Below are 26,199 nucleotides of genomic sequence, written 5' to 3'. Positions count from 1 at the left end.
GATCGCCCCCTGCCCGGCCAGCGCGGCTTAGAACGCCTTGAAGGTCATCGTCGTCAGCGTCCGCACGATGCCCGGAATGTCGAACAGCGATTCTGACAGATAATGCCCCACATCCTGCCCCTCAGGGATATAGATCTTGGCAATCAGATCATATTCGCCCGAAGTGGAATACAGCTCCGACACCACCTCACGCGCATAGATCGCATCGGCCACCTCATAGGTCTTGCCGGGGGTGCAACGAAACTGAACGAAAACGGCGGTCATGGCAGGCTCCTGTGCTTTGCCCAAAACATAAGCGCCGAATGCCCGCGCGGAAAGCCCTATTCCTCGGATTGCAGTTCAAGCGGCGCGGGCTTGGCGATCAGGTCTGACACGCCCAATTGTTCCACCGGGCGGGCAAGCCGGTTGCGCACCACCCATAGCAGACGATCCTGCGCGCGGGTGATAGCGACATAGGCCAAGCGTTTCCACAAGGGCATCCCGGCCTCCATCCGTCCGGCCTGCGCTGCCGCCCACAGATCCGGGGCAAAGACCTGCACCGTATCCCATTGCGACCCCTGCGCCTTGTGAATCGTCACCGCCGCCCCATGCAGAAACGCCGCCCCCATCTTGGCCGCCGATGGGATGAAGGGTTCATCCTCATCGGGCTTTTCGATCTTGATGATGCTGGCGGCAGAAACCTGCGGCTCCTCGGCGCCCACCACATGCAAGCGCGCGAACCCGTCGCGGTTGCCCGGCCCCAGATAGATCACCTGCGCACCTTTGATCAGGCCGCGCGCCTCCAGATCAATGCGCTTCTTGCGATGCTTCAAGGGCAATTCGATACCGTCACAGATCAACGGCTCACCGGGGATCAACTCAAACTCCGGCGCGCCATGGGCGGCACGGAAGGCCGTGATCAGGCGAATGCGCGTGGCATTGCGCCACACCAGCACAGGCGAGCGCGCCATCAGATCGCTGTCCACCCGCTGCGCCATTTCCACACGCGGGTCGCTGGCGGCGGCATCTTCGACCATCCGCTCAAACTGCTCAAAGGTCAGGTCCGGGTCGGCAAGTGCATGGGCCAGATCAAGGATCGGGTTGCCTTCGGCCTGACGGTGGATGCGGTTCAACTCCAGCCGCCGCGTGGGGCCAAGCTTGTCAAACACCATCTCGCCGGAGTTGCCGACCGGGGCCAATTGCGCCGGATCGCCAAACAGCACCAGCGTCGGAAAAATCTCGCGCAGGTCATCGAACTGGCGCTGGTCCAGCATCGAGGATTCGTCGACGAAGCCCACATCCAGCGGCTCCTCCCGCCGCTTCCAGCCTTTGATGAAGTCGCTGCCGCGGAGACCTGCCGCCGCCAAAGCACCGGGGATAGAGGCAACCGTGTCATAAAACGCCTTGGCCCGGTCCAGCGCCAAATCCCCCAAACCTTCGACCACCGGGCGCGGGCCATTACCCGCCAACCACTCGGCGATCATCTCATATTGTGGGTCATACAGGGGGGTATACAAAATGCGGTGAATGGTGGTGGCAGGCACGCCGCGCAACCGCAGCACCGATGCTGCCTTGTTGGTCGGCGCCAGAATCGCCAAAGTCCGCCGATCCTTGCGCTTTTTGCCCTCATAATCACCCGAAACCACGTCCACACCTGCCGCGACCATCGCCTTATACAGGCTGGCCAACAGCATGGTCTTGCCCGACCCGGCCTTGCCAACAATCGCCATCACGCTGGCCTTGCCTTCGGCCCCCGGCGTCAGGCTGGCGTCATCCAGATCAATCCCCATGCCGCGAAGCTGGTCGGCAAGCCGATCCCAAGCCTCTGCCTGATCATCCGAGAAGGTAAGTGCGGTGTTTTTCATCGCGCGACCATAGCCAAGCCGCGCCGCCAAGACCAGCGAGAGCGACAGGCTTTCCGCCCGAATTCATCCAAATCTTGCCAAACCTGCGCGGCAAGGCATCAACCGAAGGCTGTCAAAGCACCCACCCGGCTTCGGCAAAGCCTGCGCGGATTCCCTGCCATCACCAGCCGGGAAAAACGGGCCACGTCCAGCAAACCCTAATGCGCGCGGCGCCGCTTTTCGGCCAAGTCAAAAAGCCTGTCCTCCAGCCCCGAAGACACAGGGCCGGGCGCTGCACCGATTTCCAGTTCCGCCACTTTTTGCAAAACGGAAACCTGTTCCGCCAAGACAGGCAGGTTATTCGCATCCGCATAGGTCCGCAAATCGGCCAATACGTCAAAGATCCAGTCATGGCGCATTGCGCCCCCAATTCAACACGTTGAACAATAAAACCAACCGCAGATCGGCCTGTCATCAACTTATCCGTCAATCCGTCAATAAATAGTAACCAGCGGAAATAAACCATCAAACAAGCGAAAAGCCGCCGCTCTTTTCAAGGGCGGCGGCTTTGCGATAGCGATGCAAAAGAGATCAGCGGTTCTTGCTGGCTTCCAGCGTGTCCTCAAAGGTTCGCAGCCCGGTGCGCGGGGCCTGCACCAGCACCGACATATTGCCGGGCTTATGCTCATTGCGGCGCATTTTCATATGGGCCGCAGGGATTTCATCCCATGGGAACACTTCGGACATGCAAGGATCAAGGCGACGCTCCAACATCAGCTTGTTGGCCGAAGAGGCCTGCTTGAGATGGGCAAAATGGCTGCCCTGAATGCGCTTTTGGTGCATCCACAGATAGCGCACGTCAAAGGTGCAATTGAACCCGGTTGTGCCTGCGCAAATCACCACCATGCCGCCCTTTTTGCAAACGAGTGTGGACACAGGGAAGGTTGCCTCGCCGGGGTGTTCAAACACCATATCGACGTTGTTGCCCTTGCCGGTGATGTCCCAGATCGCCTTGCCAAATTTGCGCGCCTCGGTGAACCATTCCTTGTATTCGGGGGTATTCACCTTGGGCAATTGGCCCCAGCAATTGAATTCCTTGCGGTTGATCACGCCTTTCGCGCCAAGCCCCATGACAAAATCGCGCTTGTCCTCTTCCGAGATCACGCCAATCGCGTTCGCACCAGCCGTATTGATCAACTGGATCGCATAAGACCCAAGCCCGCCCGAGGCGCCCCAGACCAGCACATTCTGGCCGGGTTTCAGGTCATGCGGCTCATGGCCGAACAGCATCCGATAGGCGGTGGCCAGCGTCAAAGTGTAGCAGGCGCTTTCTTCCCATGTCAGATGCTGGGGGCGCGGCATCAACTGCTGGGCCTGCACATTGGTGAACTGCGCAAACGACCCATCCGGGGTTTCATAGCCCCAGATGCGCTGGCTGGTGGAAAACATCGGGTCGCCGCCGTTGCATTCTTCATCATCGCCATCGTCCTGATTACAGTGGATCACCACCTCATCCCCGACTTTCCAGCGCTTGACCTTATCGCCTACGGCCCAGACGATGCCCGAGGCATCGGAACCCGCGATGTGGAACGGTTGCTTGTGGCCATCAAACGGACTGATCGGCAACCCAAGCGAGGCCCAGACGCCGTTGTAATTCACCCCGGCGGCCATCACCAGAACCAGCACCTCGTTGCTGTCGATCTTGGGCGTATCCACCACCTCAACCAGCATCGCGGTATCCGGCTCACCATGACGCTCGCGGCGGATGGTCCAAGCATACATCTGCTTGGGCACAAAGCCGAGCGGAGGCATTTCGCCGATTTCGTAAAGGTCCTTCTCGGGTGCATCATAGGCAACGATATTGTGCTGCGTATCCAGTGCCATGCGGGCCTCCTGTCTCAGTGTTTCATGCCGCATCGCAGAATCGATGCCAGCTTGACAGCAGGAATACGCAGGCTTGCGCAATATTGCAATAGCTCAACTGGTGTTTTTTGTAATTTTATGTCTGCCGCGTTGCGGCATTGCCTGCGATGCCTTCCAAAGCCTGCTCCACCGAGGCGGCGTAATAGGCAAGCATAGCGGCCTCCGCTTCGGCCACCCGCAACTGCCCCCCCTGTTCCAGAACCACTCCGCGCTGCACCAAAGGCGGCAACCCATCCGCGATGGCTTCTGCCTCTTTTCCCAGCCGCAGGGCATAGCCATGGCTCCGCAACAGGGCCGCTTTCCGGGTAATCGCATCGACCAGTTCCGCGCGGGTCGTGGCGCCGGAACGCAGTGCGGCGGCAACCATTGGCACAGGCAGCACCGGCACCGAATGGGCAATCCGCGCCATCAGATCGGCGGCCAAAGCCTCTGCCCCCGGCTCGGGCGCGGTTGCCTGCCAATTGCGCAACGACACCGGCGCCCCGAATCCGGCAGAAGCGACCCCAAAGCCCTGAAACCGCCCGCACAGTTTTTGCCAGATCATGCGCCCTGCAAAGCGCGCCATCACCCACAGCCGCGCGCGAAACTTTCGCGTGCCGGTCGCCCGCGCCTCGGCCAGCACCCGATCTTCCAGCACGCGATCATAGGTCAACCCAACCGGCACAAAAACGACATCGCGCCCCGCCGGGTCAAACCCCTGCACGATATAGCTGAGCAGCCCCAGCTTGGCCGCGCCCACCCGGCCATCAAGGCTTAAGCCGCCTTCGGGGAACATCGCCTGCGTGGTGCCTTCCGCCGTTGCCATCTGCACATAGCGGGCCATCACCCGGCGATACAGCACGTTGCGGCTGCGGCGCCGGATGAAATAAGCCCCCATCGCCCGGATGATCCGGCTGAGTGGCCAGACCCGCGCCCATTCCCCCACCGCATAGGACAGGGCAGAGCGATCCGCGACCAGCCAAGTGACCAGCAGATAATCCATATTGCTGCGGTGGTTGATCACAAAGATCACCGTGGCCTCCGGGTCTATGCCCTTCAACTCAGCATCAATGCGGCCAATTTTGACGCGGTAAAGCTGCATGGTCAGCCAGCGCGTCAGACGGGTTGCCACACCGAAATACAGCAAGGTCGAAAAGCCGGGCACAATCTCGCGCGCATAGGATTTGGCTTCCTCAAACACTACGTTTTGCGGGCGATTGGTGTCGCGCGCGTGGTCTGCAATCGCCTGCATCACCTGCGGGTCATAGATCAGCCGCACAATCTTGTCCTGCCGCCGCATCAGCTTGAACGGGTCCACCGGGCGCTGCAACCGCGCGTTCAGCCGTGCCAGCCCACGCTCTGCCCGCCCCCGCAAAAACCAGCGCACCGAAGGAAACAGGAAATGCGACGCAAAGGTCACCGCCCCGAAAAGCAGGATCAGAACAAGCAGCCAAATCGGTAGGGTCACTGTGCCGGTCATGCAATCCAGCCTAACGCATTGTCGGGCCGGTGAAAGCCTTGGCCGTGCGTTTTCTGCACGCGGTGACGCGAATTCCACGCGGGGTCGATGCCGCAGGTGCAAATCAAACCCCGCTGCATCGCAGCGAATTGACATTGGCACAAAATTTCGCCTATCAATCCCTCAACGTAAGAAAATTGCGCGACCTGATTCAAGGAGGCCCGCCATGACCACCCAGAGCAAAGACAAACCTTGGCTGTTCCGCACCTATGCCGGCCATTCGACGGCAGCCGCGTCCAATGCGCTTTACCGCAGCAATCTGGCCAAGGGGCAAACCGGGTTGTCGGTGGCCTTCGACCTGCCCACCCAAACCGGCTATGACAGCGACCATGAACTGGCGCGGGGCGAGGTGGGCAAAGTGGGCGTGCCAGTGTGCCATTTGGGCGATATGCGCCGCCTGTTTGCCGATATTCCGCTGGATCAGATGAACACCTCGATGACCATCAACGCCACGGCGCCTTGGTTGCTGGCGCTGTATATCGCCGTGGCCGAGGAACAGGGTGCAGATATCGCGGCGCTGAATGGCACCGTGCAGAACGATATCATCAAGGAATACCTGTCGCGCGGCACCTATATCTGCCCGCCCGCGCCCAGCCTGCGCATGATCACCGATGTCGCGGCCTATACGCAAAAGCACCTGCCGAAATGGAACCCGATGAACGTCTGTTCCTATCACCTGCAAGAGGCGGGGGCGACACCGGAACAAGAGCTTGCCTTTGCACTTGCCACCGCCTGCGCGGTGCTGGACGATTTGAAAGGCAAGGTTCCGGCCAAGGATTTCCCGAATATGGTGGGGCGGATTTCGTTCTTTGTGAACGCAGGCATCCGTTTCGTGACCGAAATGTGCAAGATGCGCGCTTTTGTCGACCTTTGGGATGAGATTTGTCTGGAACGCTATGGCGTGCAAGACGCCAAATACCGCCGCTTCCGCTATGGCGTGCAGGTGAACTCGCTGGGCCTGACCGAGCAGCAACCGGAAAACAACGTCTATCGGATCTTGATCGAGGCGCTGGCCGTGACCCTGTCGAAAAAGGCCCGCGCCCGCGCCGTGCAATTGCCCGCCTGGAATGAGGCGCTTGGCTTGCCGCGCCCGTGGGATCAGCAATGGTCGCTGCGGATGCAACAGATTCTGGCCTATGAATCCGATCTGCTGGAATATGATGACCTGTTTGATGGCAACCCCGCCGTGGATCGCAAGGTCGACGCGCTGAAAAAAGGCGCGCGCGAAGAACTGGCGCAGATTGACGCGATGGGCGGCGCGGTGGCCGCGATTGACTATATGAAGGGCCGCCTGGTGGAGGCGAATGCCGAACGTATCGCGCGGATCGAAAGTGGCGAGACAACCGTGGTCGGCGTCAACCGCTGGGTGGAAACCACGCCCAGCCCGCTGACGGCGGGGGACGGTGCGATTATGGTCGCGGACCCGGAGGCCGAGGCCGATCAGATTGAACGCCTGACCGATTGGAAAACAGCCCGCAGCTCGGCGGCCATTGAGGCCGCGCTCGCCGCGCTGCGCAGTGCCGCGCAGAGTGGTGCCAATATCATGCCGCCCTCCATCGCCTGCGCAAAAGCGGGGGTGACAACCGGGGAATGGGGGGCCACCATCCGCGCCGCCTTTGGCGAATATCGCGCGCCGACCGGGGTATCGCGTAACCCGTCCAACCGCACCGAAGGGCTGGAGCCGATCCGCGAGGCGGTGCAAGCGGTTGCTGCGAAACTGGGACGGCCCTTGAAGTTTCTGGTGGGCAAGCCGGGGCTGGATGGCCATTCCAACGGGGCCGAGCAAATTGCCGCCCGCGCCCGCGATTGCGGGATGGATATCCATTATGAGGGCATCCGGCTGACACCGTCGGAAATCGTCTCGGCGGCGATTGACCAGAAGGCGCATGTGGTGGGCCTGTCGATCCTGTCCGGCTCTCATCTGCCGCTGATCACCGAAACGCTGGAGAAAATGCGCGCGGCGGGGCTGACAGATACGCCTTTGGTCGTGGGCGGGATCATCCCCGAAGAGGATGCCGCCAAGCTGCGCGCGCTTGGCGTGGCCGCAGTTTACACGCCCAAGGATTTTGAGCTGAACCGGATCATGATGGATATTGTGACGCTGGTGGACAGCCAAACGCTTGCGGCCCAGTAACGCAGAACGGGCACCGTTTGGCGCGGTGCCCGTTTCCTTTTTGCGGCAGATCGCGCCCCGCCTCAGGCGTGGATCGCGCCATCGCCACAGGCCAAAGCCGCCTCACGCACGGCCTCGCTATAGGTCGGATGCGCGTGGCAGGTCAGCGCCAGATCCTGCGCAGAGGCCCCGAATTCCATGGCGACACACACCTCATGAATCAGATCGCCAGCCATCGGCCCGATGATATGCGCGCCCAGGATACGGTCGGTTTCTTTGTCTGCCAGAATTTTCACAAAGCCTTCGGCCTGAAAGATCGCCTTGGCGCGGGCATTGCCCATGAAAGAAAACTTGCCAACCTTATAGGCGCGGCCCGCTTCTTTCAGTTGCTCTTCGGTCTTGCCGACAGAGGCCACTTCCGGCGTTGTATAGACCACACCGGGGATCACATCGTAATTCACATGGCCCGCCTTGCCGGCCAGAATTTCGGCCAGCGCCATGCCTTCATCTTCGGCCTTATGGGCCAGCATCGGGCCGACAATCGCATCCCCGATGGCATACAACCCCTTGATATTGGTCGCGAAGTGATGGGTTTTGACTTGGCCGCGCTTCTCCATCTCAACGCCCAAAGCCTCTAGCCCCAGACCGTCGACAAAGGGTTTGCGGCCCGTGGCGACCAGCACACAATCGGCATCCAGCACGGCCTCGCTGTCATCTTTGCGCAGCTTGTAGGTCACCTTGGCTTTGCCGTTCTTGGTGGCAACACCCTGCACGGCGGCACCCAGAATGAATTTCAGGCCCTGTTTGGTCAGGATTTTCTGGAAGGATTTGGCCACTTCGGCATCCATACCGGGGGTGATCGCGTCCAGATATTCCACCACCGTCACCTCGGCCCCGAGGCGGGCATAGACCGAGCCCATTTCAAGCCCGATCACGCCCGCGCCGATCACCACCAGCGATTTCGGCACTTTGTTCAGCACCAAGGCCCCGGTGGAGGTGACGACGGTTTTCTCATCAACGTCAACGCCCGGCAGGCTTGCGGCTTCGGAGCCGGTGGCGATGACGATATTCTTGGCGTCATGCACCTCGTCGCCGACCTTGACCTGACCCGGCGCGGGGATGGAGCCCCAGCCCTTCAGCCAGGTTACCTTGTTCTTTTTGAACAGGAATTCGATGCCCTTGGTGTTGCCGTCCACCACGTCCTGCTTATAGGCCTTCATCTGATCCCAATCGACCGAGGGGCTTTTGCCCTTCAGGCCCATCTTGGCGAAGTTGTGTTCCGCCTCGTGCAGGGAATGGGTGGCATGCAGCAGGGCCTTGGAGGGGATGCAGCCGACGTTCAGGCAGGTGCCGCCCAGCGTGTCGCGGCCTTCGACCACCGCGGTTTTCAGGCCGAGTTGCGCGCAGCGGATGGCGCAAACATAGCCGCCGGGGCCTCCGCCGATGATGATGACGTCAAAGCTTGCCATGGGTTCGGTTCCTTGTTTTGGACTCAGAGCCGGGGGCTGTCTGCCCCCGGACCCCCGAGGATATTTAAAAATAGATGATTTACAGCAGAGCTGCGAGGATCATCGAGATGGTTGCAAAGAAGCCTATGCCCCAGATCGCCGAGCGCCAAGGGCGCCAGCCGAAGGCATAGGCGGGGATATAGAGGATGCGGGCGGCCAGATAGGCCCAGGCGCAAGCGGCGGTGACGCCGGTGGACTGGTTGCCGAGGGTGACCACAACGGTTGCGATGGTAAAGAGGATCAGCCCTTCGAAATGGTTGTTCATCGCGCGTTGCAGGCGGGCGGTGCGGTCTGACAATTGGCGGCTGGGGGGGCGGTCACGCGCCGAGGAGGTGTAGCCGGTGCCGAGTTCCATATTCGCGGGAATGGCGAAGAGGAGGAATTGGATCGCTTGGAGCAGGGCCGCGAGGGCAAGGGCGGTGAGTTCTGGGGTCATGGCTTATTCCTCCTATACACTAGGACGCCGTGTTCGAGGATTGCAGCTTCAACCACCGAGTTTTCAAGGCTCCCTCCGCCGCGAAGCAGGTGAACTGGTGGAGCGACCAACATGTCCAACTCTGCGCGCCACGTTTCTGACTCATAGAACCAATCACTATAACCGTGCCCGTCCAGTAGGAGAACGGCAATATCTAAATCACTGTCTGCGGTTGCACGACCGGTGGCCCAGCTTCCGATGATGAAGACTTCACTTACCTTTGGGTTTGAAGCCGCCCAGTTTCGGACGGCTTCACTCCAAGTTGTCAGAGCAGTCACAGATCCATCAGCAACCGGCGTGGATCTTCCAGTGCTTCTTTCACGCGCACGAGGAAGGTCACGGCGCCTTTGCCGTCGACGATGCGGTGATCGTAGGACAGGGCCAGATACATCATCGGGCGGATGACGATTTCGCCGTTCACCACGACCGGGCGGTCCTGGATCTTGTGCATACCCAGAATGCCCGATTGCGGCGGGTTCAGGATGGGCGAGGACATCAGCGAGCCATACACACCACCGTTGGAAATGGTGAAAGTGCCGCCTTGCATTTCGGCCATGCTCAGCTTGCCATCACGGGCGCGCGCGCCTTTTTCGGCAATCGCCTTTTCGATTTCGGCAAAGGACATCGCATCGGCATCGCGGATCACCGGGACCACGAGGCCCGTGGGTGTGCCCGCCGCAACGCCCATGTGGACGAAGTTCTTGTAGACGATATCTGTGCCGTCAATCTCGGCGTTGACTTCCGGCACTTCTTTCAGTGCATGGCAGCAAGCCTTTGTAAAGAATGACATAAAGCCAAGGCGGACTTTGTGCTTTTTCTCAAACTCGTCTTTGTATTGATTGCGAAGGGCCATCACCTCGGACATGTCGACCTCATTATAGGTGGTCAGCATGGCGGCGGTGTTCTGGCTTTCTTTCAGGCGGCGCGCGATGGTCTGGCGCAGCTTGGTCATTTTCACCCGCTCTTCACGGCTGGCGTCCGAGGCCGGGACCGGGGCGCGCGGAATGGCAGCGGGGGCGGGTGCTGCGGCGGCGGCTGGGGCGGCGGCGGCTTTGGCCACATCTTCCTTCATCACGCGGCCATCACGGCCCGAACCTTGCACCTGATCACGGCTCAGACCTGCTTCTGCCATGGCTTTCTTGGCAGAGGGGGCATCTTCCACATCCTTGGCGCCGGAGGCAGGCGCTGCCGCCGGGGCAGCCGCAGGTGCCGCAGCAGGGGCGGCCGCATCCGCAGAGGCCCCTTCGGCCACCACGGCCAGCTTGGCATTGGCGGAAACCGTTGCCCCTTCGGCGGCGATGATTTCAGTCAGCACACCGGCCACCGGGCTTGGCACTTCGACGGAGACTTTGTCGGTTTCCAGCTCGCACAGCATTTCATCTTGCGCGACCATATCGCCCACTTTCTTGAACCAAGTGGATACAGTGGCCTCGGACACGGATTCGCCAAGAGTTGGCACATTCACGTCAGTCATTTTACCCTCTTTCACGCTGGCCTCGGCCTTTGCGCCTTTGTCATTGTTGGTCGGGGAGGCCCCGGCATTTTCGGATGCGGCACCGATCTGGGCCAAGAGCGCATCAACGCCCACGGTGGTCCCTTCGGTCGCGACGATTTCGGTCAGGGTGCCGGCAACCGGGCTTGGCACCTCAACCGTGACTTTATCGGTTTCCAGCTCACACAGCATTTCATCGACTGCGACCGTGTCACCCAGCTTTTTATACCAGGTGGCGACGGTGGCTTCGGTGACGCTTTCGCCCAGCGTGGGAACGCGGATTTCGGTTGCCATGCGCCTTAGCCCCCCGTCAGCGCATCTGCGATCAGCGCCTCTTGTTCCGACTTGTGGCGGCTGGCCAGACCGGTGGCCGGCGAGGCCGAGGCATGACGCCCGGCATAGCGCGCGCGTTTGGATTTGCCATTCACCTTGGTCAGGACCCATTCGATATTGGGTTCAACAAAGCTCCAATAGCCTTGGTTTTTCGGCTCTTCCTGACACCAGATCACCTCGGCATCCTTGAACCGCTCCAATTCCTTGACCAAGCTGTTGGCCGGGAAGGGGTAGAACTGCTCCAGCCGCAGCAGATAAACATCATCCAAGCCCTGCGCATCACGGGCGGCCAGCAGGTCATAATAAACCTTGCCCGAGCACATGACGACGCGCTTGATTTTGGCATCGGCTTTCAGCTTCAGATCCGAATGGCCCTTTTGCGCATCATCCCACAACACGCGGTGGAAGGAAGAGCCTGACAGGAAATCCTCGGCATCTGACACGCACATCGGGTGACGCAGCAAGGATTTCGGCGTCATCAGGATCAGCGGTTTGCGGAAATCGCGATGCAACTGGCGGCGCAAGATGTGGAAATAGTTGGCGGGGGTAGAGCAATTCGCCACAATCCAGTTTTCATTCGCCGACATCTGCAAGAAGCGTTCTGGCCGTGCGGAGGAATGTTCCGGCCCCTGCCCTTCATAGCCATGCGGCAACAGGCAAACGAGGCCCGACATCCGCAACCATTTGCTTTCGCCCGAGTTGATGAACTGATCAAACATGATCTGCGCGCCATTGGCGAAATCACCGAACTGCGCTTCCCACATGGTCAGGGCATTTGGTTCCGACAGCGAATAGCCATATTCGAAGCCAAGCACCGCATATTCCGACAGCATGGAATCGATCACCTCATAGCGGGCCTGACCTGCCTTGATGTGATTGAGCGGGTAGTAACGCTCTTCGGTGGATTGGTTGATAAAGGCCGAATGACGCTGGCTGAACGTGCCACGGGTGCAATCCTGCCCGGACAGACGCACCGGGAAACCTTCGGTCACGAGGCTGCCAAAGGCAAGCGCTTCGGCGGTTGCCCAGTCAAAGCCGACGCCATCTTCGAACATCTTTTTCTTGGCGTCCAACTGACGGCCAACGGTTTTGTGCAGGTCAAATCCATCCGGCACCTTGGTCAGTGCCGCGCCGATTTCGGCCATCGCCTCTTTGGTGATCGCGGTTTTACCGGGCTCATACTTGTCGCCCTCGCGCGACATGTTCTTCCAGCGGCCATCCAGCCAATCGGCCTTGTTGGGCTTGTAATCCTTGCCCGCTTCGAACTCATCGTTCAGATGGGCTTGGAAAGCAGCCTTCATATCCTCGATCTCACCCTCGGGGATCAGGCCATCCTTGACCAGACGCTCTGTATAAAGCGACAAGGTGGTCTTGTGCTTTTTGATCTGGGTATACATCGCCGGGTTGGTGAACATCGGCTCATCGCCTTCGTTGTGACCAAAGCGGCGGTAGCAGAAAATATCCAGCACCACATCCTTGTGGAACTTCTGGCGGAACTCGGTCGCCACCTTTGCGGCATGCACCACAGCTTCCGGGTCATCGCCGTTGACGTGGAAAATCGGGGCTTCCACCATCAGCGCGATATCGGTCGGATAAGGGCTGGAGCGGCTGAAATGGGGCGCGGTGGTAAAGCCGATCTGGTTGTTCACCACAATATGAATGGTGCCGCCCGTGCGGTGCCCGCGCAGGCCCGACAAGCCAAAACATTCCGCCACAACACCCTGCCCCGCAAAAGCCGCATCGCCATGCAGCAGGATCGGCAGAACCTGATACCGCTCGCTATCGTTGATCTGGTCTTGCTTGGCGCGAACCTTTCCCAGAACAACCGGATTCACCGCTTCAAGGTGGCTGGGGTTCGCGGTCAGCGACAGGTGGACGGTGTTGCCATCAAACTCACGATCCGAGGAGGCGCCGAGGTGGTATTTCACATCGCCAGAGCCATCCACATCTTCGGGTTTGAAGCTGCCGCCCTGAAACTCGTTGAAAATCGCGCGATAAGGCTTTTGCATCACATTGGCCAGCACGCTTAGGCGGCCCCGGTGCGGCATACCGATCACGATTTCCTTGACGCCCAAGGCACCGCCGCGCTTGATGATCTGCTCCATCGCAGGGATCAGGCTTTCGCCGCCATCAAGACCGAAACGCTTGGTCCCCATGTATTTCACATGCAGGAATTTCTCGAAGCCTTCTGCCTCGACCAGCTTGTTCAGGATCGCTTTGCGGCCCATTTTGGTGAAGGCGATTTCCTTGCCATAACCTTCAATCCGCTCTTTCAGCCAGCTTGCCTGCTCCGGGTCGGAAATATGCATGTATTGCAGCGCGAAGGTGCCGCAATAGGTGCGCTTCACGATGTCGATGATCTGCCGCATGGAGGCGACTTGCAGACCCAGAACATTGTCGATGAAGATCGGGCGATCCATATCGGTTTCGGTGAAACCATAGGATTTCGGGTCCAGCTCCGGGTGGTTGGAGCGGTCTTGCATCCCCAGCGGGTCCAGATCAGCGGCCAGATGGCCCCGGATACGATAAGCGCGAATGATCATCAGCGCGCGAATGGAATCCAGCACAGCACGTTGCACCTGCGCATCCGACAAGGACACACCCGCGGCGGCGGCCTTTTCCACGATTTTCTGCCCTGCGGCCTTGCCCTCTTTCGACGGCATCACCGGCCATTCACCCGTCAGCGCGCCAGTCAGATCGTCGCTTGGCACCGGCGGCCAATCCTTGCGCGCCCATGAGGGCCCATCGGCTGCGGCTTGCGCCACGCGGTCCGCCTCTCCCAGCGCGTCGAAAAACGCGGCCCAGCTTGCATCAACGGATGCAGGGTCTTGCGCATGTCTCGCCGCCATCTGGTCGATGTAATCGGCATTCGCCCCATCCAGATAGGATTCGGCGCGGAATTGGGCTGTGGGGGATTGCTCGGTCATTTTTGGACCTCTTTGGGGTTGGGGCCGGGTGTAGGGCGGACAAGAACCACCACTACGAAAAGAGTGTGAAGGCGGGGTTTCCCCCGCCCCGCACATTACGCCTTGATGGCGGCCATCACAGCCTCGCCCAGATGAGCCGGGCTTTCGGCAACCACGATCCCGGCGGCTTTCATCGCCTCGATCTTGCTTTCGGCATCGCCTTTGCCACCGGCGACAATCGCGCCTGCGTGGCCCATGCGGCGGCCCGGAGGGGCGGTGCGGCCTGCGATAAAGCCAGCGGTCGGCTTCCAGCGGCCTTTCTTGCGCTCATCCGCGAGGAACTGCGCGGCTTCTTCCTCGGCAGAGCCACCGATTTCACCGATCATGATGATCGCGGTGGTTTCCGGGTCGGCCAGGAACATTTCCAGCACGTCGATATGCTCGGTCCCTTTGATCGGGTCGCCGCCGATGCCAACAGCCGAAGACTGACCAAGGCCCAGATCGGTGGTTTGCTTCACCGCCTCATAGGTCAGCGTGCCCGAGCGCGACACAACACCAACCGAACCGCGGCGGTGAATATGGCCCGGCATGATGCCGATCTTGCACGCGTCCGGGGTGATGACGCCGGGGCAGTTCGGCCCGATCAGCCGGGATTTGGAGCCTTCCAGCGCGCGCTTCACCTTCATCATGTCCAGCACCGGGATGCCTTCGGTGATGCAGACGATCAGTTCCATTTCGGCGTCGATCGCCTCCAGAATGGAATCTGCGGCAAAGGGCGGCGGCACATAGATCACGGATGCGTTGGCCTGCGTGCGGTCCTTTGCCTCATGCACAGAGTTGAACACCGGCAGGTTCAAATGGGTGGAACCGCCCTTGCCGGGGGTCACGCCACCGACCATCTTGGTGCCATAGGCGATGGCCTGTTCCGAGTGAAAAGTGCCTTGGCTTCCCGTGAAGCCTTGGCAGATCACACGGGTATTTTCATTGACGAGTACGGCCATTCGGGCCTCCTTATGTAGTCATCTTGGCACCGAATGGTGCCGGTTATCAGTAACCGGGGCGGGCATAGCCGGGGCAGGTGATGGTGATGTCGCCGCCACCAATCTTGCCCGATTGTGCCCAACGGGATTGTTCATCACACACAGCCGCTTCATTGCCATCGCTGCCAGTCGTGCCAGAGGTCACGCCGCCGCCGCAGGCTGCCAGCATCAACAAAACCACTGACCCCATCAAAACCTTTTGCATTTCATACCCTTTCACCACTGTTGACGTTTTCCGCAGCCTGTCAGGCCGAATGCGGTTTGTGTGCCGGGGGCCAATCGGCCCCCGCTGCGCTTTGTGGCCCTACAGGCCAAAGGTAAAACGGGCGTCACTGCTGCTGTCAGATTGGCACACAGGGTCCTGCCCAGAGGAGGTAAGCGAGGCAATGCCCAGCTCTGGCATCACATAGGCTGCGCAACCGCCTTCGCCTTCGGTCGGGGTGATCGGCCAACCGGCAAGGGCGAGTGTGGCCACCAACGAGGATTCAGTGCTTGCGGTGCCCAGCACTTCACTGGTCACAGAACAAATGCGCCCGCCGTCATACAGCGTAACAGCAACTACGCCATTGCTGCCCGCCAGTTCGGTGACGCCCATTTCACTGTCATCCGTGCGGGTCCAGCCCGCTTGGGTGAACAGTGCCGCCGTCGCCTCAACATCGCCTTTGCCCAGAATGCAGGCCGCATAAGCGCCCAGCACAACTGTGTTTCCTTCGGCGGTCAGCTGCCGAAGCTGAAGCCCCATCATTTGCTCATCCTGCGCAACGGCAGGGCTGACCATCAGGGCTGACAAAAGCAATGTGCGGAGCATGGTGATCAGCCCTTCACCGCTTTCACGATCTTCTGTGCGCCATCTTTCAGGTTTTCCGCCGCGATCACGGCCAGCCCGGAATTGTTGATGATGGCCTTGCCTTCTTCAACATTGGTCCCTTCCAGACGCACCACCAGCGGCACCTTCAGGCCCACTTCCTTAACCGCAGAAATCACACCTTCCGCGATCACATCGCAGCGCATGATGCCGCCGAAGATATTGACCAGAATACCTTTGACGTTCGGGTCCGAGGTGATGATCTTGAACGCTTCGGTCACTTTTTCCTTGGTCGCGCCGCCGCCGACATCAAGGAAGTTCGCAGGCTCTGCGCCATACAGCTTGATGATATCCATCGTTGCCATCGCAAGGCCCGCACCGTTGACCATGCAGCCAATCTCACCGTCCAGGGCGATATAGTTCAGGTCGAATTTCGAGGCCGCCAGTTCTTTCGGGTCTTCTTCGGTTTCGTCCCGCAGTGCCAGAATGTCGGAATGGCGATACATCGCGTTGCCGTCGAAGGAAACCTTGGCGTCCAGCACCTTGATGTTGCCTTCCGGGGTCACGATCAGCGGGTTGATCTCCAGCATTTCCATGTCTTTTTCGACAAAGGCTTTGTAGAGGATCTTGATCAGCCCCACGCATTGCTTGACCTGACCACCGGTCAGACCCAAGGCAAAGGCCACGCGGCGGCCGTGGAAATCAGACAGGCCCGAGGCCGGATCAACGGTGAAGCTGACAATCTTCTCCGGGGTTTTCGCGGCGACTTCTTCGATATCCATGCCGCCTTCGGTCGAGGCCACAAAGGAAATCCGGCTGGAGGCACGATCCACCAGCAGCGCGAGGTAAAGTTCGCGCGCGATGTCGGAACCGTCTTCGATATAGATGCGGTTGACCTGCTTGCCCGCAGGGCCGGTCTGGTGCGTCACCAGCGTGCGGCCCAGCATCTGCTTGGCCATCTCTGCGGCTTCGCCCACGGATTTTGCCAGACGGACGCCGCCTTTTTCACCGGCTTCGGCTTCTTTGAAGCTGCCTTTGCCACGCCCGCCGGCATGGATCTGCGCTTTCACAACCCAAAGCGGGCCATCAAGCTCACCTGCCGCCGTCTTCGCCTCTTCCGCGCGCAAAACCACAAGGCCGTCAGAGACCGGCGCGCCATAGCTGCGCAAAAGGGCCTTGGCTTGGTATTCGTGAATATTCATCGGCTGTCCCATCGGTAAGGAATTTGCCCCGTGATGCCATAAAAATAAGCCGTTTCAAAAGGGATTTATTGGAAATGCGGCTTTTCGCAGAAAATTCCGACATTTGTGATCACAGCTTTGAAAAGTGTGATCACAAACCCTGCGACTTTAACGGACTGTTATGATTCGCGGGGCGCGGAAACAGGAAAAACACGGGCGGGACGCAGCGGTCGGGCGCCCATCTGCCGAAAATCAGCCCCCTGAAATGCAAAAGGGGCACCCCAAAGGATGCCCCGATCTGTCTGTCCCGAATGGCTTAGGCCAGCGACGGGTCGATGCCTTTGCAGGCGGCCACAAGGCCCTTCACCGCGTCGACGGATTTGTCGAACATGGCTTGCTCGGCCGCGTTCATCTTGATTTCGACGATGCGTTCAATCCCGCCAGCGCCGATGATGGTCGGCACGCCGACATACATATCCTTCACGCCCAACTCGCCATCGCAATAGGCAGCGCAGGGCAGCAGACGCTTCTGGTCTTTCAGATAGGCCTCAGCCATCTCGATCGCGCTGGTTGCAGGTGCATAGAAGGCGGACCCGGTTTTCAGCAGACCAACGATTTCGGCACCGCCATCACGGGTGCGCTGGATGATCGCATCCAGCTTGTCCTGCGTGGTCCAGCCCATTTCAACCAGATCCGGCAGCGGCACGCCGCCAACGGTGGAATAGCGTGCCAAAGGCACCATCGTATCGCCATGGCCACCCAGCACAAACGCGGTCACATCGCGCATGGAGACGTTGAATTCCAGCGACAGGAAGTGACGGAAGCGCGCGGAATCCAGCACGCCGGCCATGCCGACAACCTTGTTATGCGGCAGGCCCGAAAATTCGCGCAGGGCCCAGACCATCGCGTCCAGCGGGTTGGTGATGCAGATCACAAAGGCATTCGGGGCGTGCTGCTTGATGCCTTCGCCAACCGATTTCATGACCTTGAGGTTGATGCCCAGCAGGTCATCGCGGCTCATGCCCGGCTTGCGCGGCACGCCTGCGGTCACGATGCAGACATCGGCGCCGGCGATATCCTCATAGGAATTTGCGCCTTTCATGGCGGCGTCAAAGCCCTCGGACGGGCCAGATTGCGCGATATCCAGCGCTTTGCCTTGCGGGGTGCCTTCAGCAATATCGAACAGGACGACATCGCCCAATTCCTTGATCGCGGCGAGATGGGCGAGCGTGCCGCCAATCTGCCCCGCGCCGATAAGTGCAATCTTGGGTCTGGCCATGATATCAATCTCCGGGTCGGGTTGTTTTGATGGGGGGATGCCTAGCCCCTTGTTTCGCATTAAGCAAGGGCGCTGCAACGCGGCATGACGTCGGGGCCTGTTGTCAGCGCGATGTTTGCGCTAAAGCGAATTCAAAAGCGGATGGAGCGGGCAATGGAAGGCACGGCATTCTGGTGCGCGGCGGTGATCGCGTCGATATCGGTCGGCCTGTCCAAGGGCGGTTTGCCCGTGGTGGCGATGATGTCGGTGCCGATTCTGTCCCTGGTGATGCCACCTTTGCAGGCCGCAGGGTTGATGCTACCGATCTATATCGTCTCCGACTGGTTCGGCGTCTGGGCCTATCGCCGCGACTATGATCTGCGCGTGCTCAAGATCATGTTTCCCGCAACGGCCATCGGCATCGGGATTGGCTGGGCCACGGCAAACCTGATCTCGGAACATATGGTGGGGGGTGTCATCGGGGCCTTGGGCAGCATCTTTGCCATCAGCCGCCTTTTGGGCCGGGGGGCCAGCGCCGCGGCCAAAGAGGCACGGGTCGGCCCCGGTGTGTTCTGGGGGATCGCGGCAGGCTTTACCAGTTTTGTCAGCCATGCGGGCGGGCCGCCCTATCAAATCTACACTTTGCCGCTGCGCATGCCCAAGGCGGTTTTCGCCGGAACCTCCACCATCCTGTTCACATGGGTCAACGCGGTGAAGCTTCCGGCCTATTGGTCCATTGGCATCATGTCCTTTGACAGCCTGCCGGTCGCGATCTGGCTTATCCTGCCTGCAACCCTTGCTGTCTTTGCCGGGGTGCGGCTGGTGCGTATTCTGCCGGAAAAGCAGTTTTACCTTCTGGTGCTTTGGGCCTTGCTGCTGCTGTCACTGCGCATGCTTTGGGTGGCCGTCACCGGCTGAGGCGTCAGGCCGGGTCGCCTTTGGCGGGCAGTTCTTCGGCCATCGCCTCAAACCCCTGACCCGAGGCGACAAGGCAGGTTTGCCCTTGCGGCGTTGTCACCGTGATCGTCCAGCTTTGCGAGGCGTCCGAGGCAAAAACCTCCATCACCATGTTATTGGCCGCCAGCCCCATAGAGCGGCGGGTTTCGCCATAGCGGTCGGCCAGTTGCGCAACAACGGCTGCGCGCGGCCCACATTGCGGGGCTTGCGTTTGGGCATGGGCCTGCGTGATCAGGATCAAGGCGCCAAACCCGAGTGACAGGGCGAAAACTGCGTTTTTCATCTGTAAACCTTTCCGTTTGGACCAGCCCGCGTGCTTGCGCCTTGGGCCGGGAACATCACATCCGACTGATCCAAAGCCTGCGCCTGAAATGCGCAAAAAAGGTTAATCGCGCGGCCTGCGGCCCGGCATCAATGCTGCGCTGCGGCAAATTTGGGGTTGAAGAATGTGCCAAAATCGTGACCCATAGCGCAACAAAGTTGCTTGAGAGAGAATCATGTCCACCACCCGCCCCTATCGCTCCGTCCTCTACATCCCCGGCTCCAAAGAGCGTGCGTTGGAAAAGGCGCAGAGCCTCGCCACCGATGCGATCATCTTTGATCTGGAAGATGCCGTCGCCCCCGATGAAAAAACCGCCGCGCGCGCGCTGCTGGTCGAAACGCTGGCACAGGCTGATTACGGCAACCGGGCGCGGATTGTGCGGGTGAATGGCTTGGATACCGAATGGGGCGCGGATGATATTGCTGCCTTTGTCGGGGCCAGGATTGACGCGCTGCTGATCCCCAAGGTGTCCACCCCCGAGGATCTGGATGCCGTGGCCGAGATGATCCCCGATACCCCGCTCTGGGCGATGATGGAAACCGCGCTGGGAATGCTGAACGCCACAGCGATTGCCGCCCACCCAAGGCTGGCGGGCATGGTGATGGGCACCAATGATCTGGCCAAGGAACTGAACAGCCGCTTCCGGCCTGACCGTTTGCCGATGCAGTCCGGGCTTGGCCTGTGCCTGCTGGCGGCCAAGGCGCATGATCTGGTCATCATCGACGGGGTCTATAACGCCTTCAAAGATGAGGACGGCCTGCGCGCCGAATGTGAACAAGGCCGCGATATGGGCTTTGACGGCAAAACCCTGATCCACCCGGCACAGTTGGAGATTGCCAACACCGCCTTCGCCCCGTCCGAGGCTGAAATCACCCTCGCCCAGCGCCAGATTGATGCGTTCAACGCGGCAAAAGCCGAAGGGCAAGGCGTGGCGGTTGTGGATGGCAAGATCGTTGAGAACTTGCATATTGTCACCGCAGAGGCGACCTTGGCCAAAGCAAAGGCCATCGCGGCGATGGCCTGAACCGAAAGGCGCGTCATGTTTCTTATCCTCCTTGGCCTTCTGTTGTGGTCCGGCCTTCACTTCTGGAAACGCATCGCGCCCGTCAACCGCGCGCGGTTCGGTGACAAGGGCAAGGCGATTGTGGCGCTAGGCTCTGTGTTGGCGATTGTGCTGATGGTGATCGGCTATCGCGGGGCAGAGGGGGCGTTTTTCTGGGGCCGCAGCCCGGCGATGACAGGCATCAACAACCTGTTGATGCTGTTTGCGTTTTATCTGTTTGCCGCGTCCGGCGCGAAAACCCGCATCACCAAATGGGTGCGCAACCCGCAACTGACCGCCGTGAAGGTCTGGGCCATTGCGCATCTGCTGGTGAATGGCGATACACCGTCCTTCCTGCTGTTTGGCGGGCTGTTTACTTGGGCCTTGGCCGAGGTGATCGTGCTGAACCGCGTGGCCCCGCCCGGCCCCTACCATGCCGTGCCGGTGAAAAAGGAAATCACCGCTGTCGTGGCCACAGTCATCGTCTTTTCGCTAACCGCCGCCGTGCATATCTGGCTCGGCTATAATCCGTTTGGGTGAACCATGAAGCTCTACCGCCTGCTGACCGAAGAAGACACATCGGCCTTTTGCCACAAAGTCACCGATGCGCTGAACAAAGGGTGGGAGCTGCATGGCTCGCCCACCTATGCCTGGGATGCCGCCAAAGGCGTGATGCGCTGCGGGCAAGCCGTGGTGAAAGAGGCCCCCGGCACCTACACGCCCGAAACCAAACTGGGCCAACACTGACCCACAGGTGGCGGTGGGCAGATTGCCCACCCTACCCTGCCCCCTCGTAGGGTGGGCAATCTGCCCACCCCCCTTTTACCGCCCCAAGGACCATCCCCATGAAAACCAATCCCGGCCGCTTTTTCGAAGATTACACCTTGGGCGAAACGATCCAACACGCCGTTCCCCGCACCGTGGCCGAAGGCGAGCGCGCGCTGTATCATGCGCTTTACCCTGCCCGCCATGCGCTTTATTCCTCTGATGATTTCGCTGCGCGCTGCGGGCTCGAAGGCTCGCCCTTGGACGACCTGATCGCCTTTCACACCGTCTTTGGCAAAACCGTCCCTGACATATCGCTGAATGCCGTTGCAAACCTCGGCTATGCCGATGGTCGCTGGCTTGCCCCGGTTTACCCCGGTGACACGCTACGCTCGGAAAGCACGGTGATCGGCCTCAAGCAGAACTCCAACGGCAAATCCGGGGTCGTCTATGTGCGCACGACAGGCCTGAACCAACGCGATGAACCGGTGCTGGACTATGTGCGATGGGTCATGGTGCGCAAGCACCGCGACACGCCCGCCCCCGAAACCGTGATCCCCGACCTGCCGCAAAGCGTGGCCGCAGACCGCCTTGTCATCCCCGAGGGCCTCGATTTCACCGATTACGATTTCACCCTCGCGGGGGAGCCGCACCGCTGGGGCGATTATGCCATTGGCGAGCAAATCGACCATGTCGACGGTGTGACCATCGAAGAGGCCGAACACATGCTTGCCACCCGTCTGTGGCAAAACACGGCCAAGGTGCATTTTGATGCCACCAACCGCGATGATGGCCGCCGCCTGATCTATGGCGGCCATGTCATCAGCCTCGCCCGCGCGCTGTCTTTCAACGGCTTGGCCAATGCGCAGATGATCGTCGCCCTGAACGCAGGCGCCCATGCCAACCCCTGCTTCAGCGGCGATACCCTGCGGGCTTGGTCCGAGGTGCTGGACAAGGCCGAAACAGACGCGCCGGGCGTCGGCGCGATCCGCTTGCGGCTGGTTGCGGTGAAACACGGGGCACCCGCCTTTGCGCTGCGTGGCGAGGACGGAAAGTATCACCCCGATGTGCTGCTCGACCTCGATTACTGGGCGCTGATGCCGACCTGATATGCGCACATTGCTTGGCCTTCTGGCGGCAGTCTGGCTTGCCGCGCCGCTCAGTGCCGCTGACATCGCGGCAGAAGATCTGGAACTGTTCTTCGAACTCATCGCCGTGGGCCCCCTGACGGCGGTAGAGGCCACCTTGTCCGACACGCCCACCATCGCCACAGCCCGCGATCCCGATGGGTTCGCGCCAATCCATATGCTGGATTACGCGGATTTCGACGCCAAGCTGGCCCTGCTTCTGGCCCATGGCGCGGATATCAACACCCAGAACGCGGACGGCATCGCGCTGATCCATATTCTGATCGACCCTGACTTCCTGCCCGCAGTGCTGGCGGCCGGGGCCAATATCAACCTGCCAGACACACAAGGCCGCACGCCCTTGATGCTGTTCGCCCAAGAGCCGGAGGGCGCGGATATGGTGCGCGCCTTGCTGGCCGCAGGGGCGGATGCGGGATTGCGCGATGCGCAGGGCCATAGCGTGATGTATTACGCCAGCGAAAGCGGGCAGGACCAAGATCTGCTCGATGATTTGCAATCCGCAGGCGCCCCTCCCGGTTGATCGCCACCTGATCCAAAATCTCCCTTGCGCGGCTACCTTCATTCGCGGCACAGTGGGTTATGCGTATTTTGCACAGGTTCGCCCGATGAAACCGTTGCGTTTTTCCCTTTTTGCCTTCCTCCTTTTCGCCCAGCCTTTGCATGCCGATGGCGCGCAGGATTTCGTGACCGCCAACATCATTTCCACGCTTTATCACGAATTTGGCCACGCCCTGATCGACCTGACCGATGCGCCCGTTCTGGGGCAGGAGGAGGATGCCGCCGATATCCTGTCGATCCTGCTGCTCGACGCGTTCTGGGAGGAAGACAGCGCGCAATCCATCACGGCGCTGACCGCGCTGTCCTTTGAACTTGCCGCGCAAGAATCCGAAGACCCCGCCTACTGGGATGTGCATGGCCTTGATATGCAACGCTATTACAATCAGGTCTGCCTGTTCTACGGGGCCGACCCCGACACCCGCGCCACACTGGCCGAGGATTTTGAACTGCCCGAGGCCCGCGCCGAAACCTGCGTGGAGGAGTTTGATCTGGCCGCCGCATCCTGGGCCACTGTGCTGGAACCGCTGGAAACCCGCAAACCTGCGCAATCCATCGCTTTTTCGGGCGAAACCGACAGTGAAATCAGCGCGCTTCTGGCCGATGAGGTGGCCGCGCTGAATGAAACCTACAAACTTCCGCGCCCGCTTGCAGTCACGCTGGAAAGCTGCGGCGAGGAGAATGCTTTTTACATCTCAGAGACGGCGACCATCACAATTTGCACCGAATTTGTCGAATTTCTGGAACGGCAGGCGGTCGCCAATGATTTGTGATCACAAACCCCACGCGCCCGCAGGGCAGAAAGATCAAGAGGCGATGACATGAACGCAAACCGCCACGCTATCCCCTTGATTTTGGCCCTGTGCTTGCCCATCGGCGCGGCCCGGGCCGAAACGCTGGTCGTTTCTGGCGGTGTCAAACTGCTCAGCGACAGTATCTCCAACGGTCATACGCTTTCGAACGGCAAAGCCTCGGCGCAGGCCTATGTTGAGGCGGAAATCGCTGGTTTCTTTGCCGAAATCTACTTTGCCACGGTCCGCAACGGCACCGATGACACCGAGATTGACTACACGCTCGGCTATCGCAACGCGCTGGACTCGGGGCTGCATTACCAACTGTCCTATTCGCGCTATACGCTGAACAATTCGGGCAATTGCTGCGGGCAGATCAGCTTTGAACTGGGACAACAGTTCAATGATCAGATCGACCTGACAGGCACCATCGCCTATGATCCCAGCGCCAAGATCGTAGATACGAACGTAGAGCTGACCTATACGCTCAGCGACCAATGGTCGCTGGCGGCCAAGCTGGGCCGGGAACAACAGTCGCACAGCTATGCAAGCCTCGGCGTCACTTACTGGGCCAGTGAAAACACATCGCTGACGCTGCGATTGCACGATTCCAGTGATGAAAAGCCCCGGATCGCGGGTCTGCTGGAATATGACTTCACCCTGTTGAGCCGGTAAGCCGGCCGGAACCGCCTGCCCACGCGGGGCAAATATGTGATCACAGGCTTCAAAATTGTGATCACATGCACTGTTTTTCTGCATAGGCAGCCGCGAAAACGGCTGTTTTTTCTGTTCGGGACAGGTGACTCAAGCCAAAAATGCGCTATTCATAGTTCAAAGCAGCAAGCCTGTGGCGGGCAGATCCCGCAAGGCGCAGCCACGAGGGATGAACCATGGCAGAAGCAAAGCGGGTTGAACGCCCCCTTTCCCCCCACTTGCAGATTTACCGCCCCCAGCTCACGTCGATCACGTCGATCCTGACGCGGATCACGGGCAACGGCCTGATCGTCGGGACCATTCTGGCGGTCTGGTGGCTTCTGGCCGCCGCAACCTCGCCCGAATATTTCGCAACGGCGGATGCGGTTGTGACCTCTTGGTTCGGCGATCTGGTGTTCACTGCGTCCCTGTGGGCGATCTGGTATCACTACCTTGCAGGGCTGCGTCACCTTTACTTTGACGCGGGCAAGGGCCTTGATATTCCCACCGCGGAAAAGCTGGGCTGGGCCTGCATCGGCGGTTCGGTCATCCTGACCATCATCACCATCATTCTTGTGCAATAAGGGGGCAGCGATCATGCGTTACCTGACAGACCGCAAGCGCGCCATGGGCAAAGGCTCCGCCCACTCTGGCACCGAACATCACTGGTATATGACGGTCTCTGCCGTCGCCTTGGCCTTTATGGTGCCGACATGGCTTTACATCTTCGGCTCGGCCCTTGGTGGCACGCAGGCAGAGGTTGTCGCCACCTTCGCGCGCCCCTTCCCGGCTATCCTGACCGGCCTTGTGCTGTTTGTCGGCATGCAGCATTTCGCCAAAGGTGCCACCATGATGATCGAGGATTACGCCCGCGGCTCTGCCCGCAAGGCACTGGTGATCCTCGCCATTTCCATCTCCTACGCGATCACCGCGACCGGGCTGTTCGCCCTCATCCGTATCGCGCTTTAAGGCAGCAGAATGTCTGAGTTCACCGATTACATGCAGGTCTTGACCGATGCAGCCAGCCTCGCGGCGCTGCGCGGTCAGCTCGTGCAATCTGTTGGCGCAGCCACCGTCCCGCTGCTGGACCTGCCCTATGACGTGATCGACAGTGAAAGCGCTGCCGAGGCCGCTTGGGCCGCATTGCCAAAACCGCGCTGGGTGATGCTTGGCACTGACGCGGGTGTGACGGATCTGGCCAACATCGGCCCGGCCTTTCACCTGCTGGTCGAAGAAGACTTCATCTCGTGGAGCGTGGTCTTGATCTGCGGCACAAACCGCTGGAACTACGCCTTCCTGCGCCAACCCGATATGTATCGTGAGGCGACAGCCCAATACGGCGACACCCTGCTGTGGGATGGCGCCCTGCATAAAACCGAATTGGCCCAGATGGCTGCCTGCCTTGGCACCACCGCGACCGCACTGGAACCAACATTCATCGCCGATGGCGGGCAGGCGTTTTCTGCCCTGATCGGCGCTCATTACGAACAAATGGAGGATCTGTCCTATCCCGACTTGGCCCATGGCACAGTCGAGTTTCCCTTCACCGAGTGAAGGCACATTGGGGCAAA

General features: G+C 60.1%; 29 protein-coding genes. 13 read left to right on the top strand and 16 right to left on the bottom strand.

Going from position 1 to position 26,199, the window contains the following annotated elements; all coding sequences use genetic code 11:
- Positions 1-27: 27 nt before the first annotated feature.
- From EGN72_RS10495 to EGN72_RS10475, 5 genes are all read right to left on the bottom strand, one after another.
- Entirely contained in the window at positions 28-264 is a 237-nt protein-coding gene (locus tag EGN72_RS10495) for an Lrp/AsnC ligand binding domain-containing protein (RefSeq protein WP_127047301.1), read from the bottom strand.
- Positions 265-320: 56 nt separating this feature from the next.
- Entirely contained in the window at positions 321-1,844 is a 1,524-nt protein-coding gene (locus EGN72_RS10490; RefSeq protein WP_127047300.1) for an ATP-dependent RecD-like DNA helicase, read from the bottom strand.
- A gap of 197 nt (positions 1,845-2,041) precedes the next feature.
- The gene (locus EGN72_RS10485; RefSeq protein ID WP_127047298.1) at positions 2,042-2,242 is read right to left on the bottom strand and encodes a hypothetical protein; all 201 of its coding nucleotides are present in this window, start codon (positions 2,240-2,242) and stop codon (positions 2,042-2,044) included.
- Positions 2,243-2,414: 172 nt separating this feature from the next.
- Positions 2,415-3,707, bottom strand: a complete 1,293-nt coding sequence (gene ccrA, locus EGN72_RS10480) for a crotonyl-CoA carboxylase/reductase (RefSeq protein ID WP_127047296.1) — start codon at positions 3,705-3,707, stop codon at positions 2,415-2,417.
- Between the two features lie 115 nt (positions 3,708-3,822).
- On the bottom strand, positions 3,823-5,193 hold the full coding sequence (locus EGN72_RS10475) for a 1-acyl-sn-glycerol-3-phosphate acyltransferase (protein WP_370323243.1): 1,371 nt from the start codon (positions 5,191-5,193) through the stop codon (positions 3,823-3,825).
- Positions 5,194-5,234: 41 nt separating this feature from the next.
- Here EGN72_RS10475 and EGN72_RS19175 point away from each other — a divergent pair, with 41 nt between their 5' ends.
- Complete coding sequence (locus EGN72_RS19175) at positions 5,235-5,414, top strand: hypothetical protein (RefSeq protein ID WP_233587105.1); 180 nt, start codon at positions 5,235-5,237, stop codon at positions 5,412-5,414.
- Complete coding sequence (locus EGN72_RS10470; protein ID WP_127047292.1) at positions 5,411-7,378, top strand: protein meaA; 1,968 nt, start codon at positions 5,411-5,413, stop codon at positions 7,376-7,378. The genes EGN72_RS19175 and EGN72_RS10470 overlap by 4 nt, the downstream gene beginning before the upstream one ends.
- A gap of 62 nt (positions 7,379-7,440) precedes the next feature.
- Here the strand turns inward: EGN72_RS10470 and lpdA are convergent, their stop codons facing one another.
- The 10 genes from lpdA to mdh form a co-directional block, all read right to left on the bottom strand.
- On the bottom strand, positions 7,441-8,826 hold the full coding sequence (gene lpdA, locus EGN72_RS10465) for a dihydrolipoyl dehydrogenase (RefSeq protein WP_127047290.1): 1,386 nt from the start codon (positions 8,824-8,826) through the stop codon (positions 7,441-7,443).
- A 79-nt stretch (positions 8,827-8,905) separates the two neighbouring features.
- Positions 8,906-9,301 (bottom strand): MAPEG family protein, encoded by a 396-nt coding sequence (locus EGN72_RS10460; RefSeq protein WP_127047288.1) that lies wholly within the window; start codon positions 9,299-9,301, stop codon positions 8,906-8,908.
- Positions 9,298-9,618 (bottom strand): nucleotidyltransferase family protein, encoded by a 321-nt coding sequence (locus tag EGN72_RS19675; protein WP_127047286.1) that lies wholly within the window; start codon positions 9,616-9,618, stop codon positions 9,298-9,300. Before EGN72_RS19675 ends, EGN72_RS10460 begins: the two co-directional genes overlap by 4 nt.
- On the bottom strand, positions 9,615-11,126 hold the full coding sequence (odhB, locus tag EGN72_RS10450) for a 2-oxoglutarate dehydrogenase complex dihydrolipoyllysine-residue succinyltransferase (RefSeq protein ID WP_127047284.1): 1,512 nt from the start codon (positions 11,124-11,126) through the stop codon (positions 9,615-9,617). The genes EGN72_RS19675 and odhB overlap by 4 nt, the downstream gene beginning before the upstream one ends.
- Before the next feature lie 5 nt (positions 11,127-11,131).
- Entirely contained in the window at positions 11,132-14,092 is a 2,961-nt protein-coding gene (locus tag EGN72_RS10445) for a 2-oxoglutarate dehydrogenase E1 component (protein ID WP_127047282.1), read from the bottom strand.
- Between the two features lie 95 nt (positions 14,093-14,187).
- On the bottom strand, positions 14,188-15,072 hold the full coding sequence (gene sucD, locus EGN72_RS10440; RefSeq protein ID WP_127047272.1) for a succinate--CoA ligase subunit alpha: 885 nt from the start codon (positions 15,070-15,072) through the stop codon (positions 14,188-14,190).
- A 46-nt stretch (positions 15,073-15,118) separates the two neighbouring features.
- A complete protein-coding gene (locus EGN72_RS10435) occupies positions 15,119-15,316 on the bottom strand; it encodes a hypothetical protein (RefSeq protein WP_127047270.1) in 198 nt (65 codons plus the stop codon).
- Positions 15,317-15,415: 99 nt separating this feature from the next.
- Positions 15,416-15,919: a hypothetical protein gene (locus EGN72_RS10430; RefSeq protein WP_127047268.1), complete on the bottom strand. Its 504-nt coding sequence runs from the start codon at positions 15,917-15,919 to the stop codon at positions 15,416-15,418.
- A 5-nt stretch (positions 15,920-15,924) separates the two neighbouring features.
- Positions 15,925-17,118 carry an ADP-forming succinate--CoA ligase subunit beta gene (gene sucC / locus EGN72_RS10425; protein WP_127047266.1) on the bottom strand — a complete coding sequence of 398 codons (1,194 nt, stop codon included), beginning with the start codon at positions 17,116-17,118 and terminating at the stop codon, positions 15,925-15,927.
- Positions 17,119-17,413: 295 nt separating this feature from the next.
- Positions 17,414-18,376 carry a malate dehydrogenase gene (gene mdh / locus EGN72_RS10420; RefSeq protein WP_127047264.1) on the bottom strand — a complete coding sequence of 321 codons (963 nt, stop codon included), beginning with the start codon at positions 18,374-18,376 and terminating at the stop codon, positions 17,414-17,416.
- A gap of 153 nt (positions 18,377-18,529) precedes the next feature.
- On the opposite strand from mdh, the gene EGN72_RS10415 reads away from it, so the two are divergent.
- Entirely contained in the window at positions 18,530-19,273 is a 744-nt protein-coding gene (locus tag EGN72_RS10415) for a sulfite exporter TauE/SafE family protein (RefSeq protein WP_127047262.1), read from the top strand.
- 4 nt (positions 19,274-19,277) lie between these two features.
- Here the strand turns inward: EGN72_RS10415 and EGN72_RS10410 are convergent, their stop codons facing one another.
- Positions 19,278-19,595 (bottom strand): hypothetical protein, encoded by a 318-nt coding sequence (locus EGN72_RS10410; protein ID WP_127047260.1) that lies wholly within the window; start codon positions 19,593-19,595, stop codon positions 19,278-19,280.
- Between the two features lie 214 nt (positions 19,596-19,809).
- Here EGN72_RS10410 and EGN72_RS10405 point away from each other — a divergent pair, with 214 nt between their 5' ends.
- The 10 genes from EGN72_RS10405 (at position 19,810) to EGN72_RS10360 (ending at position 26,182) form a co-directional block, all read left to right on the top strand.
- A complete protein-coding gene (locus EGN72_RS10405) occupies positions 19,810-20,658 on the top strand; it encodes a CoA ester lyase (protein ID WP_127047258.1) in 849 nt (282 codons plus the stop codon).
- A 15-nt stretch (positions 20,659-20,673) separates the two neighbouring features.
- Positions 20,674-21,216, top strand: coding sequence for an NnrU family protein (locus tag EGN72_RS10400; RefSeq protein WP_127047255.1), 543 nt, complete (start codon positions 20,674-20,676; stop codon positions 21,214-21,216).
- Between the two features lie 3 nt (positions 21,217-21,219).
- Positions 21,220-21,423, top strand: a complete 204-nt coding sequence (locus tag EGN72_RS10395) for a DUF1737 domain-containing protein (RefSeq protein WP_127047253.1) — start codon at positions 21,220-21,222, stop codon at positions 21,421-21,423.
- 98 nt (positions 21,424-21,521) lie between these two features.
- Positions 21,522-22,550, top strand: a complete 1,029-nt coding sequence (locus EGN72_RS10390; protein ID WP_127047251.1) for a MaoC family dehydratase — start codon at positions 21,522-21,524, stop codon at positions 22,548-22,550.
- A 1-nt stretch (position 22,551) separates the two neighbouring features.
- Positions 22,552-23,109 (top strand): ankyrin repeat domain-containing protein, encoded by a 558-nt coding sequence (locus tag EGN72_RS10385; protein ID WP_127047249.1) that lies wholly within the window; start codon positions 22,552-22,554, stop codon positions 23,107-23,109.
- 85 nt (positions 23,110-23,194) lie between these two features.
- Entirely contained in the window at positions 23,195-23,917 is a 723-nt protein-coding gene (locus EGN72_RS10380) for a DUF4344 domain-containing metallopeptidase (protein ID WP_158623173.1), read from the top strand.
- Between the two features lie 48 nt (positions 23,918-23,965).
- Positions 23,966-24,610: a hypothetical protein gene (locus EGN72_RS10375; protein WP_127047245.1), complete on the top strand. Its 645-nt coding sequence runs from the start codon at positions 23,966-23,968 to the stop codon at positions 24,608-24,610.
- 215 nt (positions 24,611-24,825) lie between these two features.
- Entirely contained in the window at positions 24,826-25,212 is a 387-nt protein-coding gene (gene sdhC, locus EGN72_RS10370; RefSeq protein WP_127047243.1) for a succinate dehydrogenase, cytochrome b556 subunit, read from the top strand.
- Between the two features lie 13 nt (positions 25,213-25,225).
- A complete protein-coding gene (gene sdhD / locus EGN72_RS10365; RefSeq protein WP_127047241.1) occupies positions 25,226-25,597 on the top strand; it encodes a succinate dehydrogenase, hydrophobic membrane anchor protein in 372 nt (123 codons plus the stop codon).
- Between the two features lie 9 nt (positions 25,598-25,606).
- Entirely contained in the window at positions 25,607-26,182 is a 576-nt protein-coding gene (locus EGN72_RS10360; protein ID WP_127047239.1) for a hypothetical protein, read from the top strand.
- Positions 26,183-26,199 lie beyond the last annotated feature (17 nt).

This window comes from Pseudorhodobacter sp. E13 (assembly GCF_003991405.1).
Lineage (GTDB): Bacteria > Pseudomonadota > Alphaproteobacteria > Rhodobacterales > Rhodobacteraceae > Pseudorhodobacter.
Note: the sequence above shows the minus strand (reverse complement) of the source record. Positions and strands in the feature narration are given on the sequence as shown.